Origin of the sequence: Bacillus sp. FSL R5-0709, assembly GCF_038004785.1 — a bacterium.
Classification (GTDB): Bacteria; Bacillota; Bacilli; order Bacillales; family Bacillaceae_G; genus Bacillus_A; species Bacillus_A mycoides.
Genome location: NZ_JBBORT010000001.1, coordinates 4362935 through 4378157, shown reverse-complemented (window position 1 = coordinate 4378157; position 15223 = coordinate 4362935). Strand labels below are relative to the sequence as shown.

At 36.5% G+C, this 15223-nt stretch carries 15 protein-coding genes; 14 read left to right on the top strand and 1 reads right to left on the bottom strand.

The window, feature by feature from the left end:
* The first annotated feature begins 15 nt into the window (after positions 1–15).
* A complete protein-coding gene (gene mdh, locus MKX37_RS22395) occupies positions 16–954 on the top strand; it encodes a malate dehydrogenase (protein WP_002131240.1) in 939 nt (312 codons plus the stop codon).
* Between the two features lie 216 nt (positions 955–1170).
* A complete protein-coding gene (locus tag MKX37_RS22390) occupies positions 1171–1644 on the top strand; it encodes a MaoC/PaaZ C-terminal domain-containing protein (protein WP_002015489.1) in 474 nt (157 codons plus the stop codon).
* 54 nt (positions 1645–1698) lie between these two features.
* Here MKX37_RS22390 and MKX37_RS22385 read toward each other — a convergent pair whose 3' ends face one another.
* Positions 1699–1830 carry a hypothetical protein gene (locus MKX37_RS22385; RefSeq protein ID WP_274606769.1) on the bottom strand — a complete coding sequence of 44 codons (132 nt, stop codon included), beginning with the start codon at positions 1828–1830 and terminating at the stop codon, positions 1699–1701.
* A gap of 91 nt (positions 1831–1921) precedes the next feature.
* Between MKX37_RS22385 and MKX37_RS22380 the strand changes: the two genes are divergently transcribed.
* The 12 genes from MKX37_RS22380 to dnaI all read left to right on the top strand — a co-directional run bounded on the left by MKX37_RS22380 (position 1922) and on the right by dnaI (position 15009).
* The gene (locus tag MKX37_RS22380) at positions 1922–2158 is read left to right on the top strand and encodes a hypothetical protein (protein ID WP_002129357.1); all 237 of its coding nucleotides are present in this window, start codon (positions 1922–1924) and stop codon (positions 2156–2158) included.
* A 164-nt stretch (positions 2159–2322) separates the two neighbouring features.
* Positions 2323–3042: a two-component system response regulator PhoP gene (gene phoP, locus MKX37_RS22375; protein WP_002129355.1), complete on the top strand. Its 720-nt coding sequence runs from the start codon at positions 2323–2325 to the stop codon at positions 3040–3042.
* Positions 3035–4798, top strand: a complete 1764-nt coding sequence (gene phoR, locus MKX37_RS22370; protein ID WP_002167588.1) for a sensory box histidine kinase PhoR — start codon at positions 3035–3037, stop codon at positions 4796–4798. The genes phoP and phoR overlap by 8 nt, the downstream gene beginning before the upstream one ends.
* A gap of 284 nt (positions 4799–5082) precedes the next feature.
* Positions 5083–7716, top strand: coding sequence for a DNA polymerase I (polA, locus tag MKX37_RS22365; RefSeq protein WP_050001025.1), 2634 nt, complete (start codon positions 5083–5085; stop codon positions 7714–7716).
* Between the two features lie 12 nt (positions 7717–7728).
* Positions 7729–8559 (top strand): DNA-formamidopyrimidine glycosylase, encoded by an 831-nt coding sequence (gene mutM / locus MKX37_RS22360; protein WP_002015480.1) that lies wholly within the window; start codon positions 7729–7731, stop codon positions 8557–8559.
* A gap of 72 nt (positions 8560–8631) precedes the next feature.
* Complete coding sequence (gene ytaF, locus MKX37_RS22355; protein ID WP_016127523.1) at positions 8632–9264, top strand: sporulation membrane protein YtaF; 633 nt, start codon at positions 8632–8634, stop codon at positions 9262–9264.
* Between the two features lie 53 nt (positions 9265–9317).
* The gene (gene coaE, locus MKX37_RS22350; protein ID WP_002129351.1) at positions 9318–9920 is read left to right on the top strand and encodes a dephospho-CoA kinase; all 603 of its coding nucleotides are present in this window, start codon (positions 9318–9320) and stop codon (positions 9918–9920) included.
* A gap of 109 nt (positions 9921–10029) precedes the next feature.
* Positions 10030–11058 (top strand): glyceraldehyde-3-phosphate dehydrogenase, encoded by a 1029-nt coding sequence (locus MKX37_RS22345; RefSeq protein WP_078421843.1) that lies wholly within the window; start codon positions 10030–10032, stop codon positions 11056–11058.
* Between the two features lie 385 nt (positions 11059–11443).
* Positions 11444–11827: an adenosylmethionine decarboxylase gene (speD, locus tag MKX37_RS22340; protein WP_002003660.1), complete on the top strand. Its 384-nt coding sequence runs from the start codon at positions 11444–11446 to the stop codon at positions 11825–11827.
* Between the two features lie 196 nt (positions 11828–12023).
* Entirely contained in the window at positions 12024–12485 is a 462-nt protein-coding gene (gene nrdR / locus MKX37_RS22335; RefSeq protein WP_001203686.1) for a transcriptional regulator NrdR, read from the top strand.
* 145 nt (positions 12486–12630) lie between these two features.
* A complete protein-coding gene (locus MKX37_RS22330; RefSeq protein ID WP_002184851.1) occupies positions 12631–14037 on the top strand; it encodes a replication initiation and membrane attachment family protein in 1407 nt (468 codons plus the stop codon).
* Between the two features lie 33 nt (positions 14038–14070).
* Positions 14071–15009 carry a primosomal protein DnaI gene (gene dnaI / locus MKX37_RS22325; protein WP_002015473.1) on the top strand — a complete coding sequence of 313 codons (939 nt, stop codon included), beginning with the start codon at positions 14071–14073 and terminating at the stop codon, positions 15007–15009.
* The last annotated feature ends 214 nt before the right edge of the window (positions 15010–15223 follow it).

Sequence of the window (15223 nt, the reverse complement as noted above, 5' to 3'; positions counted from 1 at the left end):
AGCGGGGGGTAAATTATGACAATCAAACGCAAGAAAGTTTCAGTCATCGGTGCAGGATTTACAGGAGCAACAACAGCATTCTTATTAGGACAAAAAGAACTTGCAGATGTTGTATTAGTGGACATTCCACAGCTGGAAAATCCAACAAAAGGGAAAGCGTTAGATATGTTAGAAGCGAGCCCAGTACAAGGTTTTGATGCTAACATTATTGGTACATCTGATTACGCAGATACTGCTGATTCTGACGTTGTCGTTATTACAGCAGGTATTGCGCGTAAGCCTGGTATGAGCCGTGATGACTTAGTAGCAACAAACTCTAAAATTATGAAAAGTATTACGCGCGACATTGCGAAACATTCACCAAATGCGATTATTCTTGTATTAACAAATCCAGTTGATGCAATGACATATTCTGTATTTAAAGAAGCAGGATTCCCGAAAGAGCGTGTTATCGGTCAATCGGGTGTATTAGATACAGCTCGTTTCCGTACATTTATTTCACAAGAGTTAAACCTTTCTGTGAAAGACATTACAGGATTTGTTCTTGGTGGACATGGTGACGATATGGTACCTCTTGTACGCTATTCCTATGCAGGTGGCATTCCGTTAGAAACATTAATTCCAAAAGAGCGTTTAGAAGCAATCGTAGAACGTACACGTAAAGGTGGCGGTGAGATTGTAGGCTTATTAGGAAACGGTAGTGCATATTACGCACCAGCAGCTTCTTTAGTTGAAATGACAGAAGCGATCTTGAAAGATCAACGCCGTGTATTACCAGCTATTGCGTACCTTGAAGGTGAATATGGTTATAGTGACCTTTACTTAGGGGTACCAGTAATTCTAGGTGGTAACGGAATTGAAAAAATTATTGAATTAGAACTTCTTGCAGATGAGAAAGAAGCGTTAGATCGCTCTGTAGAATCTGTACGTAACGTTATGAAAGTTCTTGTTTAATAATTAAATATAAGTGGAAAAAGATTCGGGGCCCCGAATCTTTTTCTACTATATATTGAAATGTTTTTTTGAAATAATATGAAAACGCTATCATTTGGTGTATCCTATAATGAAACTATAGACTTATACTATACATTGCCCTCATCACAGTAAATTTCGGATAAGGTATCGCTTTTAGTAGGATAATAAGGTGAAAAAATCGGAGGGGGTTGTAACATGTTAAAGAAAAAAGTTCAAATTGGTCGTAGAATGGATGAAATTACAGTAGGAGAGAAATTATCTATCACTGAAAAAATTGAGGATAAAGATTTGTTATTGTACTTAGGGTTAACGAATGATGCCAATCCATTATATATTCAGCATGATTACGCATCCCAAACTCCGTATGAAAAGCCGATTGTCCCAAGCATTATGCTAACGGGACTGATTACAACGGCGGTTACGAAATATTTACCAGGTCCAGGTAGTCATATTACTAGGAAGGACCTTACGTTCGTGAAACATGTTCACCATTATGAAACGTTACAAATCCACTTTGAAGTTGTGGCTGTTTCAGAGGAGGAACATACAATTGATATGCTTGTATTTGCTCATGATGAAAAAGGAGAAACTGTTGTAAAAGGTTCATTAACAGTAACACCACCTTTTAAATCTGTTTCCATTATGGAAAAAGCATTAGATAATTTTTAAAATATGAAAATATGAATAGCGCTAGCATACCTTTTATAAGGGGCTAGCGCTATTTTAGTTGAAAAATCCTTCTTTGAACCCTTCAGCAAATTCTGAACAACCTGTTTTAATCGTATCCCTGCTAGGTACGTTAAAAGTAAGGAAACATGTTACTACTAAAGTTAAAATAGGTAGTAATATTCGCATAATAGCCCCCTTTTATCGAATTTATTTATATATTTAAATTAATAATATGGTTATTGGTAATTGAAGTCAATTAAGGGGGAGGTTTTTTTAGATGAAGTGGAAAAGAGAAGACGTTATCTTTGAAACGATAAGAGAAGCTGAAGTATGGGCCGATTCAATCGCAAATGAAATGTACGGGAAAGTATTTGATGGATATGAAACACCAGATTATAAAATAGCGTATGCTCTTTCGTTTTTCCTAGCGCAAAATCGAGAGTTTATAGTTCATACGGAAGAAGAGTTTAAAAAAGATAGATTCATCTATAAAGTTTGGATAGCGACCGGATAGAGGGAATGAAGTTACGATTGCTTTTATTTTCCGAAACTCTAGTACGAACGAGCTCCATGAATAGACAATTATATTGAGGGAGACCTTGTTTTCTAGTATGATGAGAATAACGGGGAAAATACTAGGATGAAGAAGGTTTCAAGTCTATAACTTGGAGGAAAAGAATGAACAATCGTATTTTAGTAGTTGATGATGAGGAATTTATCTTAACTTTAATTGAATTTAATTTACAACAAGCTGGGTTTGAAGTTATTACAGCAATGGATGGAGAAATGGCGCTTCAAAAAGCGACTACAGAACGCCCAGATTTAATTATATTAGATTTAATGCTTCCAAAAATGGATGGTATGGAAGTTTGTAAAGAATTACGATTGCAGCGTATTATGACGCCGATTTTAATGTTAACAGCAAAAGATGATGAATTTGATAAGGTGCTAGGTCTTGAGCTTGGGGCTGATGATTATATGACGAAGCCATTTAGTCCAAGGGAAGTTGTTGCTCGTGTGAAGGCGATTTTGCGCCGTACGAAATTACAGCAGGAAGAACAAGTTTCAGAATCGCCAGATGAAGAGAGCATCAAAATTGGAGAGCTTAAAATTTTACCGGAGTTTTATGAAGCGTACTTCCAAGGAAGGAAACTGGAATTAACACCGAAAGAATTTGAGTTACTTGTTTATCTTGCGAAAAATAAAAGTCGTGTATTAACTCGTGACCAATTATTAAGTGCTGTATGGAATTATGATTTTGCCGGTGATACAAGAATTGTTGATGTCCATATTAGTCATTTGCGCGATAAAATTGAACAAAATACGAAAAAACCGACGTACATTAAAACGATACGTGGTTTAGGTTATAAATTAGAGGAGCCAAAAGTGGATGAATAAGTTTCGTTCCAGGCTTCTTTTTACATTTGTTTCTCTTATCGTTTTTATTTTAGTTGGACTAGGTGTATTATTAGAAACTGTATTTGAAAACTACTATATAGATCATGCTAAAGAGAGAATGATAAAAGAGACACAGTATGTTGCGGTATTAGCAGAAGAGCAAGGGTTTGATGCTGTTTTAAAAAAGCCTTATGTATTTGAAAAGTTAGAAGAAAAAATACCAGCTTCTATTATATTTGTTGATGAAAAAAAGAAAGTTCAATATAGCGGAGGGCAACCATCTGCATTTAATCAAGAGATGATTAAAGAACTTTCTTCTGAAGCAGCAAAACAACGAAGTAAAGTGATTACGCAAGAAACAGATCAAAAGAATGAATTTTATCATGCGGTGTTCGTTCAAGATCTAGCAGGAAAACAAGGATATATTTTGGTGAAAAGTACAATTGAGCCATTGAAAGACGTACATCAAAAAACGTGGGGATTATTAATTATAGGATTTGTTATCGCTTGTCTCGTAGTCGTATTTTTAGGTATGAAAATTACTGGGCAATATATTAGGCCGATTGAATCGGTTACGAAAGTTGCCATTGAATTAGCGAAGGGAAATTATAAAGCACGCGCTTATGAAAGTCATTCGGATGAAACAGGGATGCTGAGTAAAGCGATTAATATTTTAGCTCGTAATTTACAAGAGATGACTCTTGAGCAGGAAATGCAACAGGATCGTCTGCATACGTTAATTGAAAATATGGGAAGTGGAATGATTTTAATTGATAGCCGCGGTTATATAAACCTTGTAAACCGTTCTTATAAGGAAACTTTCCACGTAACAGATGAAGAATATTTAGATCGCTTATATTATGAATCGTTTCATCATACAGAAATTATTGAGCTTGTGGAAGAAATCTTTATGACAGAAGTGAAAGTGCGTAAACAAATGTTATTGCCGCTTGGAATTGAGCGAAAGCATTTCGAAGTATATGGAGCGCCAATTATTGGGACGAACCATGAATGGAAAGGTATTGTTCTTGTGTTCCATGACATAACAGAGTTAAAGAAATTAGAACAAATGAGAAAAGACTTTTTAGCGAATGTTTCTCATGAACTAAAGACGCCAATTACTTCTATTAAAGGTTTTTCAGAAACGCTCTTGGATGGGGCTATGGATAATAAAAAATTCTGCGAACATTTCTTACATATTATTTTAAAAGAAAGTGAACGCATGCAAGGATTAATTGAAGATTTATTAGACTTGTCAAAGATCGAACAACAAGGGTTTAAACTAAATATGGGGACCGTTGATATGAAGGAACTTCTTGAAGATATTCATATGGTGCTTGATAATAAAGCGGGAGAAAAAGAAATCTCTTTACAAGTGAATGCATTAAAACGTGTCTCTGTCATTGGGGATCCAGGTCGCTTGAAACAAATCTTTATTAATTTAATTAATAACGCGATTGTATACACACCGGCTGGAGGCGTTGTTTCTGTTGAATTGGCAGAAGATAAATATAATGCTTATATAAAAGTATCTGATACTGGAATTGGTATTAGTAAAGAGGAAATCCCACGTATTTTTGAACGCTTTTACCGAGTGGATAAAGCAAGAAGTAGAAATACGGGTGGAACGGGTCTTGGTTTATCAATTGTAAAACATTTAGTTGAAGCGCATCAAGGTACGATTACAGTGGATAGTGAGGTTGGGGAAGGAACAACATTTACAGTTGTTTTACCAAAATCAGCTACTGAAAAATAGGATGAAGGATATTTACAATATATTAACAATGGCTTAATTAAATATTAATAAAGCTCTGTTAATATAATATATGAAAACCCCTTCATCCAAGGAGTAATTTTGGACGAGAGTAGTTATGCTATTCTCGTCACTTCCCTTTATGCCAATGTAAGTCTGTTTATATATGATAGAAAAAAACCGTTATTTTTCTTCTCTCTATTAGTCATGTTAATATAGAGAGAGGACAGGAACGGTTTTTTTCTGTGGGAAAAATCGTTTCAAATATGTATGGGGAGGTTTGTAGTTTGGAAAAAAAAGTCGTATTAGTAGATGGTAATAATATCGCGTATCGTGCTTTCTTTGCACTACCGCTTTTAAATAACGACAAAGGTATACATACGAACGCAATTTATGGTTTTACAATGATGTTAATGAGGATACTAGAGGAAGAAAAACCGACGCATATGCTTGTGGCGTTTGATGCGGGGAAAACAACATTCCGTCATAAAACGTATAGTGATTACAAGGGAGGGCGTCAAAAGACTCCACCTGAGTTATCAGAGCAATTCCCGTTTATTCGTGAGGTGCTTGATGCATTCAATGTACCGCGTTATGAGCTGGAAAATTATGAAGCGGATGACATTATGGGAACGTTAGCGAAAGAAGCGAGTGAGCAAGGGTTTCATGTTAAAGTTATTTCAGGAGATAAAGATTTACTGCAACTTGTTTCAGATAATACACTCGTATGTATTCCTCGCAAAGGGATTACGGAAGTAGATGAATATACGAAAGAAGCTTTATTTGAGAAATATAGCTTATCACCAAAGCAAATTATCGATATGAAAGGTTTAATGGGAGACCAATCGGATAACATTCCAGGTGTACCAGGTGTTGGTGAGAAGACAGCCATTAAATTATTAACGCAATTTGAAACAGTAGAAGCAGTATATGAAAACTTAGATCAAGTGAGTGGAAAGAAATTAAAAGAAAAGTTAGAAGCGAATAAAGAACAAGCTCTTATGAGTAAAGAACTTGCGACTATTATTACAGACGCACCGATTACTGTGCATGTAGATGATATGGAATATAAAGGGTATGAACCAAGCGATTTGATTCCAATGTTCGAGAATTTAGGATTTACATCCCTTTTAAATAAGTTAGGTGTTACGCCGGAGGAAACGGCTCCAGCTGAATTAGATGATATTACATTTGATATTGTAGAAGAAGTTACAGAAGAAATGCTTCAGCAAGATAGTGCGCTTATTGTTGAAGTGCAAGAAGATAATTATCATAAAGCCGATATTCAAGGTTTTGGTATTCAAAATGAAAATGGTTGTTACTTCATTCCAGCCGATGTTGCTCTTAAATCGGATGCTTTTAAAGAGTGGCTTGCAAATGGAGAAATGAGAAAACATACATTTGATGCGAAGCGTGCTATCGTTGCTCTCAAGTGGAAAGGTGTAGATATTCAAGGGATTGACTTTGATTTATTAATTGCCGCTTATTTACTTGATCCAGCCGATACAGATAAAGATTTCCGTACTGTAGCGAAAATGAAAGAAACGCATGCCGTAAAATCTGACGAAGAAGTTTACGGGAAAGGTGCGAAGCGTGCTGTTCCGGAGCTAGAGGTAGTAGCGGAGCATGTAGCTCGTAAAGTGCATGTATTATATGATGTAAAGCAAACGTTCTTAGAAGAATTAAAAAAGAACGAGCAATATGAATTATTTACGGAATTAGAATTACCACTTGCACGTGTATTAGCTGATATGGAAGTGAAAGGTGTAAAAGTTGATACGGAGCGTCTTCGTAATATGGGAGAAGAACTTGCAGGTAGATTAAAGGAAATGGAACAGGAAATTTATAAGCTTGCGGGAACAGAATTTAATATTAATTCACCGAAGCAACTTGGGGTTATTCTGTTTGAGAATTTAAACTTACCAGTTATTAAAAAGACGAAAACAGGTTATTCTACGTCGGCGGATGTATTAGATAAACTTATGGATCGTCATGAAATTATTCCGAATATTTTACATTACCGTCAATTAGGAAAGCTAAATTCAACTTACATTGAAGGTTTATTGAAAGTCGTACATGAAGATTCATCTAAAATCCATACTCGTTTTAATCAAGTGTTAACGCAAACAGGTCGATTAAGTTCAACAGATCCGAACTTACAAAATATCCCGATTCGCTTAGAAGAAGGAAGAAAGATTCGTCAGGCATTCGTTCCATCAAAAGAAGGATGGATCATGTACGCGGCTGATTATTCACAAATCGAACTTCGTGTGCTTGCTCACATTGCAAATGATCCAGGGTTAGTTGAAGCGTTCCAACATGACATGGATATTCATACGAAAACAGCTATGGATGTATTTGGTGTTGGGAAAGACGAAGTAACATCTAACATGAGACGACAAGCAAAAGCTGTTAACTTCGGAATTGTGTATGGTATTAGTGATTATGGTCTTTCGCAAAACTTAGGAATTACAAGAAAAGCAGCAGCGGAATTTATTGAAAAGTATTTAGAAAGTTTCCCTGGTGTACAAGAATACATGGATGAAATCGTAAAAGATGCGAAACAAAAAGGATATGTGGTTACATTATTAAATCGTCGCCGTTATATTCCGGAAATTACGAGTCGTAATTTCAATTTACGTAGCTTTGCTGAGCGTACAGCTATGAATACACCAATTCAAGGTAGTGCGGCTGATATTATTAAAAAAGCGATGATTATTATGGCAGATCGTCTAGAAGAAGAAGGATTACAAGCGCGTCTTCTTCTGCAAGTACACGATGAATTGATATTTGAAGCACCAAAAGAAGAAATTGAAAAATTAGAGAAGCTTGTACCTGAAGTAATGGAGCATGCAATTGAACTAGCCGTTCCATTGAAAGTTGATTATTCTTACGGTCCAACTTGGTACGATGCGAAATAAGGACGTGATGAAATGCCGGAATTACCAGAGGTTGAAAACGTTAGACGGACGCTTGAAAATCTTGTAACAGGAAAAACGATTGAAGATGTCGTTATTACTTATCCCAAAATAGTAAAACGACCGGATGATGCAGAAATTTTTAAAGAAATGCTAAGAGGCGAGACAATTGAAAATATAAAGCGAAGAGGTAAGTTTTTGCTTTTGTATGTAACGAACTATGTAATTGTTTCACATTTGCGCATGGAAGGTAAGTTTTTACTTCATCAAGAGGATGAGCCGATTGATAAACATACGCACGTCCGTTTCTTATTTACAGATGGAACTGAATTACATTATAAAGATGTGAGAAAGTTTGGTACGATGCATCTCTTTAAGAAAGGTGAAGAGTTGAATCAAATGCCTCTTGCTGACTTAGGCCCGGAGCCATTTGATGCTGAATTGACACCGCAGTATTTACAAGAAAGATTGCAAAAAACAAATCGTAAAATAAAAGTCGTATTATTAGATCAGCGTCTTTTAGTAGGGCTTGGAAATATATATGTAGATGAAGTGTTATTCCGTTCTCAAATTCACCCAGAACGAGAAGCTGCATCTTTAACAGAAGAAGAAATAGAAAGAATTTACGAGGCGATTGTTACAACGCTGGGCGAAGCTGTTAAGCGAGGCGGAAGTACAATTAGAACGTATATTAATTCACAAGGACAAATTGGTTCGTTCCAGGAACTTCTAAATGTATATGGGAAAAAAGGAGAACCGTGTGTGACTTGCGGTACGCTATTAGAAAAAACAGTTGTTGGCGGAAGGGGAACACATTACTGCCCAATTTGCCAACCTAGAATATAGAAAAGGGATAACATCGGATAGGCATTTGTCATATACATAGAGCAGAGCTATGTATAAGGGAGGAGCTTACCGATGTACCTTTATTTATCTCTTATTTTATTAGCTTTTACATTAAGCTTAGATAGCTGTAGTGTAGGGCTAACATACGGGTTAAGGAACGTAAGAATTCCACTAAGATCAATTATAATTATCGGGATCTGTTCAGCAGCTGTAATGCTCGTTTCCATGGGAATTGGACATATGATCGCGAAAATATTTTCACCTGTTATCGCAACGCGTATCGGCGGATTTGTTCTTATTGGAATAGGTATTTGGGTATTATATCAATTTTTTCGAAGTGATAAAAAAGAAGAACCGAAGCAAGAGGAAAAGGTTTGGAAACTAGAAATTGCTTCGCTAGGGTTAGTGATTCAAATTTTGCGGAAGCCGACTGTTGCAGATTTTGATAAATCAGGAACTATCTCTGCAGGAGAAGCGCTACTTCTCGGTATCGCTCTTTCTATAGATTCGTTTGGTGCTGGAATTGGTGCATCTTTATTAGGTTATGCACCCGCGATGATGGCGGTATTAGTCGCGGTTATGAGTTCTTTATTTTTATTTATTGGAATGAAGCTCGGTACGATTTTATCAAATATGAAATGGTTACAAAAATTTACATTCCTGCCTGGGGTATTACTCATTATTATTGGAATTTGGAAAATGTAAGTATGGGCGTGGAACATTAGTTTCGCGCCTTTAATATTGTGAGGAGGATTATTATGACAGTAGTAATTGGATTAACAGGAGGCATTGCAAGCGGAAAAAGTACGGTATCAGAAATGTTTCGTGAAATGAGTATACCGGTTATTGATGCAGATATTATTGCGCGAGAAGTTGTAGAACGAGGAAAACCGGCATATAACAAAATTGTAGAGGTGTTCGGAACGGAAGTGTTACAAAAAGATGGAGAGCTTGATCGACCAAAGCTTGGGAGTGTCGTTTTTTATAATGAAGAAAAACGATTGCAGTTAAACGAAATTGTTCATCCTGCGGTGCGTGAAGAAATGAATGCACAAAAGGAGATGTACATAAAAGAAAGTATGCAAGCGGTTGTGTTAGATATCCCTCTTTTGTTTGAAAGTAAATTAACAAATCTCGTTGATCGTGTTTTAGTTGTAGCAGTCACACCGAATACGCAATTGGAACGTTTAATGAAACGAAATAACTTTTCAGAAGAAGAAGCAACGGCTCGTATTCAATCTCAAATGCCATTAGAAGAAAAAGTAAAGAAGGCAGATGAGGTAATTTATAATGATGGCACAATTACTGGAACGAAAACACAATTAGCTTCTATTTTGAAAGAATGGAACATTATTGATTAAAAAATTGTGAAATTAATGAAAATGCTTAGTGACATATCTCCTTTTTGTGTTATACTATTATTGGGATTGGAGATAAATAGTATAACGCATTCAAGGGGGATAACATATTATGACTCGTGTGGCAATTAATGGATTTGGACGTATCGGGAGAATGGTATTTCGTCAAGCAATAAAAGAAAGCGCATTCAAAATTGTAGCAATAAATGCAAGCTATCCATCAGAAACGTTAGCGCATTTAATTAAATATGATACAGTTCATGGAAAGTTTGACGGAACAGTGGAAGCATTTGAAGATCACTTACTAGTTGATGGGAAAATGATTCGCCTTTTAAACAACCGCGATCCAAAGGAGTTGCCTTGGAAAGATCTAGGGGTTGAAGTTGTAATTGAAGCAACTGGTAAATTTAACTCTAAAGAAAAAGCAATTCTTCATGTTGAAGCTGGAGCGAAAAAAGTTATTTTAACAGCACCTGGTAAAAATGAAGATGTAACAATCGTAGTTGGTGTGAACGAAGACCAATTAGATATCACAAAGCATACTGTTATTTCAAATGCATCTTGTACAACAAACTGTTTAGCGCCTGTTGTAAAGGTGTTAGATGAGCAGTTCGGAATTGAAAACGGTTTAATGACAACTGTTCACGCTTATACAAATGACCAAAAAAATATTGATAACCCACATAAAGATTTAAGAAGAGCGCGTGCTTGCGGACAGTCCATCATTCCAACAACGACGGGTGCTGCAAAAGCGCTAGCAAAAGTTCTTCCACACTTAAACGGAAAACTTCATGGTATGGCACTTCGTGTACCAACACCAAACGTGTCTCTTGTTGATTTAGTAGTAGACGTAAAACGTGATGTAACAGTTGAAGATATTAATGAAGCATTCAAAACTGTTGCAAACGGTGCATTAAAAGGAATTGTAGCATTCAGCGAAGAGCCTTTAGTGTCTATCGATTTTAATACAAATACACACTCAGCTATTATTGATGGTTTGTCTACAATGGTAATGGGTGATCGTAAAGTGAAAGTACTTGCTTGGTATGATAACGAGTGGGGCTACTCTCGTCGTGTTGTAGATCTTGTAACGTTAGTTGTTGATGAATTAGCGAAACAAAAAAATGTGCAACATATTTAAGTGAACGAGAGAGGGCAAGTGAAAATTTGCCCTCTTTTTTATTTTTTTCTGAAAAGGAAAAAAATTATATAAGTATATTTTTAAATAGTGGACATACCACGAAACGTTGGGATTACTGTATTCGTGAATCATTAATTTTTTTTAGGGAAAAGTAAAGAGGAAAATATGACAGAAAATCGAAAAAACTGTTGTTGCAAAATGAAAATAAACAAAGTATACTAACACTCGTAAACTTAAGAGCTGAGGTACGTAGTCACTACTTAAAGGGTTAGGACCTCTCTGGACTAACTTTCCCCCGTGGTAGTGGAGCAAGCCAAATTGCAAATTAGTTTTCAATTCGAACAGTTAGAATAAATTTACAAGGGGGAACTGTAGAATGGATACTATGGATACGATGGGTCGTCACGTGATTGCTGAACTTTGGGATTGCGATTTCGACAAGCTTAATGACATGCCGTATATTGAACAATTATTTGTGGATGCAGCACTAAGAGCTGGTGCTGAAGTACGTGAGGTTGCTTTTCATAAATTTGCACCACAAGGTGTAAGTGGAGTAGTAATTATCTCGGAATCACATTTAACAATTCATAGCTTTCCGGAGCACGGTTACGCAAGTATTGATGTTTATACTTGTGGGGATCGTATTGATCCAAATGTTGCTGCAGAATATATTGCAGAAGGTTTAAACGCGAAAACGCGTGAGAGCATCGAGCTTCCTCGAGGCACTGGTAGCTTCGAAATTAAGCAGAGAGAAACAAAAGCTCTTTAAAAAAGAACATAATTGATTTAAAATGTAAAGAGGTGTATAATGCACCTCTTTTTTAGTTTATATAAAATAGGATCACGATATGTAATAACTTAGAGTGGTCATTATAGAAGAATGAGTTATATAATATTGTATATATATTTTCACATGTAGGTGAGTAGCGAAAGAATAAAGATTATAGTGTAAAGGAGTGAATGAATTGCGTTGTCCATCCTGTTTTCATAATGGAACAAGAGTGTTAGATTCGCGTCCGGTAGACGAGGGGCGCTCTATTCGAAGAAGAAGAGAGTGTGAAAGTTGTTTAAGTCGCTTTACGACATTTGAAAGAGTAGAAGAATCACCTCTTATCGTTGTTAAAAAAGAAGGAACACGAGAAGAGTTTAATAAAGAGAAAATTTTACGCGGTTTAATTAAAGCGTGTGAAAAAAGACCTGTATCTTTAAGGCAGTTAGAGGAAGTAACACAAAGTGTGGAGCGTGAACTTCGTAACTTAGGTATATCAGAAGTGAAAAGTGATATGATTGGTGAAATTGTTATGGAAGAACTTCGTGATATTGATGATGTTGCGTACGTACGTTTTGCTTCTGTGTATCGTCAATTTAAAGATTTAAATGTATTTATTGAAGAATTAAAAGATATACTGCAAAAAGAGAGAGAGTAGAAGGAATCTCTTTATATACTGTAAGTAAACGAGATAAGAGAGCTAGAAGCGGAAGCTAATAGCTCTTTTTCGCTAATAAATTATATAATAAAGATAGAACGAGTGAAATGTAGGCTAGATTGGATGAGAGAAAGGAAAAGCAAGAATGGAAAAACAGTCATGGATGGAGCTATTGCCGATTGATCGTTATAAAGTAAGTGCGAAAGGGTTGTTACATAATTACGACCGGAAAGTATTAACGATGTTGTATCAGCCGTTAATAGGTAGTAGAGCTTTTAGCTTATACATGACACTATGGGGAGAGTTAGAGCAAGATCGTGTGTTTGGAAAAGAGAATACACATCACTCCCTTATGGTGACTATGCAAATGCAACTTCCTGAAATATATGGGGAACGAGTAAAGTTAGAAGCGATTGGTCTTTTAAATGTATATATTAAGAAAGAAAAAGATATTCGGATGTTTATATATGAATTGCAACCACCTTTATCTCCGAAGCAGTTTTTTGATGATATTGTTTTAAGTATCTTTTTATATAATCGCTTGAGTCGGACAAAATACAACCAAGTAAAGCAATATTTCTTAGAAGAAGAATTCGATTTTGCTTCTTATGAAAATGTTACGCGCTCCTTCAACGATATATTTGATTCGTTTAACCCAGGTCAGTTTGAATATGCGCAAGAAGAACTGCGTATCCCGAAAACGACAATTATGCCAAGTAACGAGAATGGGGATGCTCCGAAAGTTTGGAACGATTTCTTTGATTTCTCGTTATTTGTAGACGGACTATCAGCCCTTGTTCCTAAAAAGGCGATTACAGATCAAGTGAGAGAATGTGTTATTACACTCGCTTATGTGTACGGTGTGGATGTGTTATCGATGCAAAATATCGTTCTTGGCGCAGTGACAGAAGTGCAAACAATTGATATCGAAAGGCTTCGGAAGGGAGCACGCGATTGGTATCAATTCGAAAATGGTCAAGCGTTACCTGTATTAAGTGAAAGAGTGCAACCTCATGCTGCTCGTACAATGAAAGAGAAAGAGCCATCTACGCAAGAAGAGATGCTAATGAAACAGTTAGAGGAAATCTCGCCAAAACAACTATTGAAAGAGATTTCAGGCGGTGCAGAGGCGACGAAAGCGGACTTGCAAATCGTTGAGGATGTAATGACAAATCAAAAGTTAACGCCAGGGGTTGTGAATGTACTTATTTATTACGTTATGCTACGCTCAGATATGAAGCTTGCTAAAACATATGTCGAGAAGATTGCTGGACATTGGGCGCGAAAAAAGGTCGGTACAGTAGGCGAGGCGATGGCGCTAGCGAAAGAAGAGAATCGTCAATATCAAGAGTGGGCTGAGACGAAGAAAAAAGGTCGTACAGCGAAGAAAACAGTGCGAAAAGAAATGGTACCAGATTGGCTTAAAGAAGAGTCGAAAGAAGAAGAGAAAGAACCTGTAAAAAATGACGTAAGTGCGAAAAAAGATGCAAGTACGTTAGAAGATGAACGGAAACGATTAGAAGAAGTATTGAAAAAATATAAGCGTGATTAATAAAAGAAAATGAACGCTCTTTGAGGTGAGAAAATGGAGCATATTCAAAATTCATTTACGAAATTAATGGAAAATAAAAACTTTAAAAATAGATATGAAGTCTTAAAGGCAGAAGTGATGGCGCACCCTCGTGTGAAAGAATTTATAGACGAACATAAAGGTGAAGTAACGACTTCTATGATTGAACGAAGTCTTGTGAAGTTATATGAATATATTGGACAAAGTGTAGGGTGTGCGGATTGTCCAGATTTAGGGTCATGTAAAAATATGCTACAAGGATATGAGCCGAAGCTCGTCATTCAAGGTAAGATGATTGATATTCAATACGATCGTTGTATTAGAAAAGTAGCATATGATGAGAGAAAAAAATATGAAAAACTCGTTCAAAGTGTATATATGCCGGTTGACATTTTGCAGGCAACTATGGAAAATTTAGACCCTTCAGATTTAGATGCACGTATTGATGCAATAGGTGCAACGAATGAATTTTTAAACACATACGAACCAGGTAAAAAAGCACAAGGTTTATATTTGTACGGTAAATTTGGTGTAGGGAAAACGTATCTTTTAGGGGCAATTGCAAATGAGCTTGCGCGAAAGAAAATTAGTTCGATGCTCGTATACTTCCCTGAATTTTTACGTGAAATCAAAAGTTCGATTCAAGATAATTCGATTAGCGGAAAGATTGATGCTGTCAAACGTGTACAAGTATTAATGTTAGATGATATCGGGGCAGAAGCGATGTCAAGTTTTGTACGTGATGATGTACTCGGTGCAATCTTGCAATTCCGTATGTTGGAAAACTTACCGACGTTCTTTACATCTAACTTTGATTTCAAACAGTTGGAACATCATTTAACGTATACACAGCGCGGTGAAGCAGAAGAGATGAAAGCGGCCCGTATTATGGAACGAATTAAATATTTAGCGAAGCCAATCCCAATTGGCGGGAAAAATCGTCGTAATAAGTAAAGAGCGAGCTGAGAAGCTTGCTCTTTTTTATCCTGCTATTGGCGGGCAGTAAGACTCCCACCTCAAAATTCGGCTGTAAAGCAAAGAAGTTAGGTGGGAGCCCTGCTGCCCGTAAAAGCCCGATTGGTGCGGGCTAATAATCAGTGGAGGATGGACAAAACCTCCACTGATTAAAGTTTCACTTTATTTTAATCATTTTTTCAGAGTAGCTTGT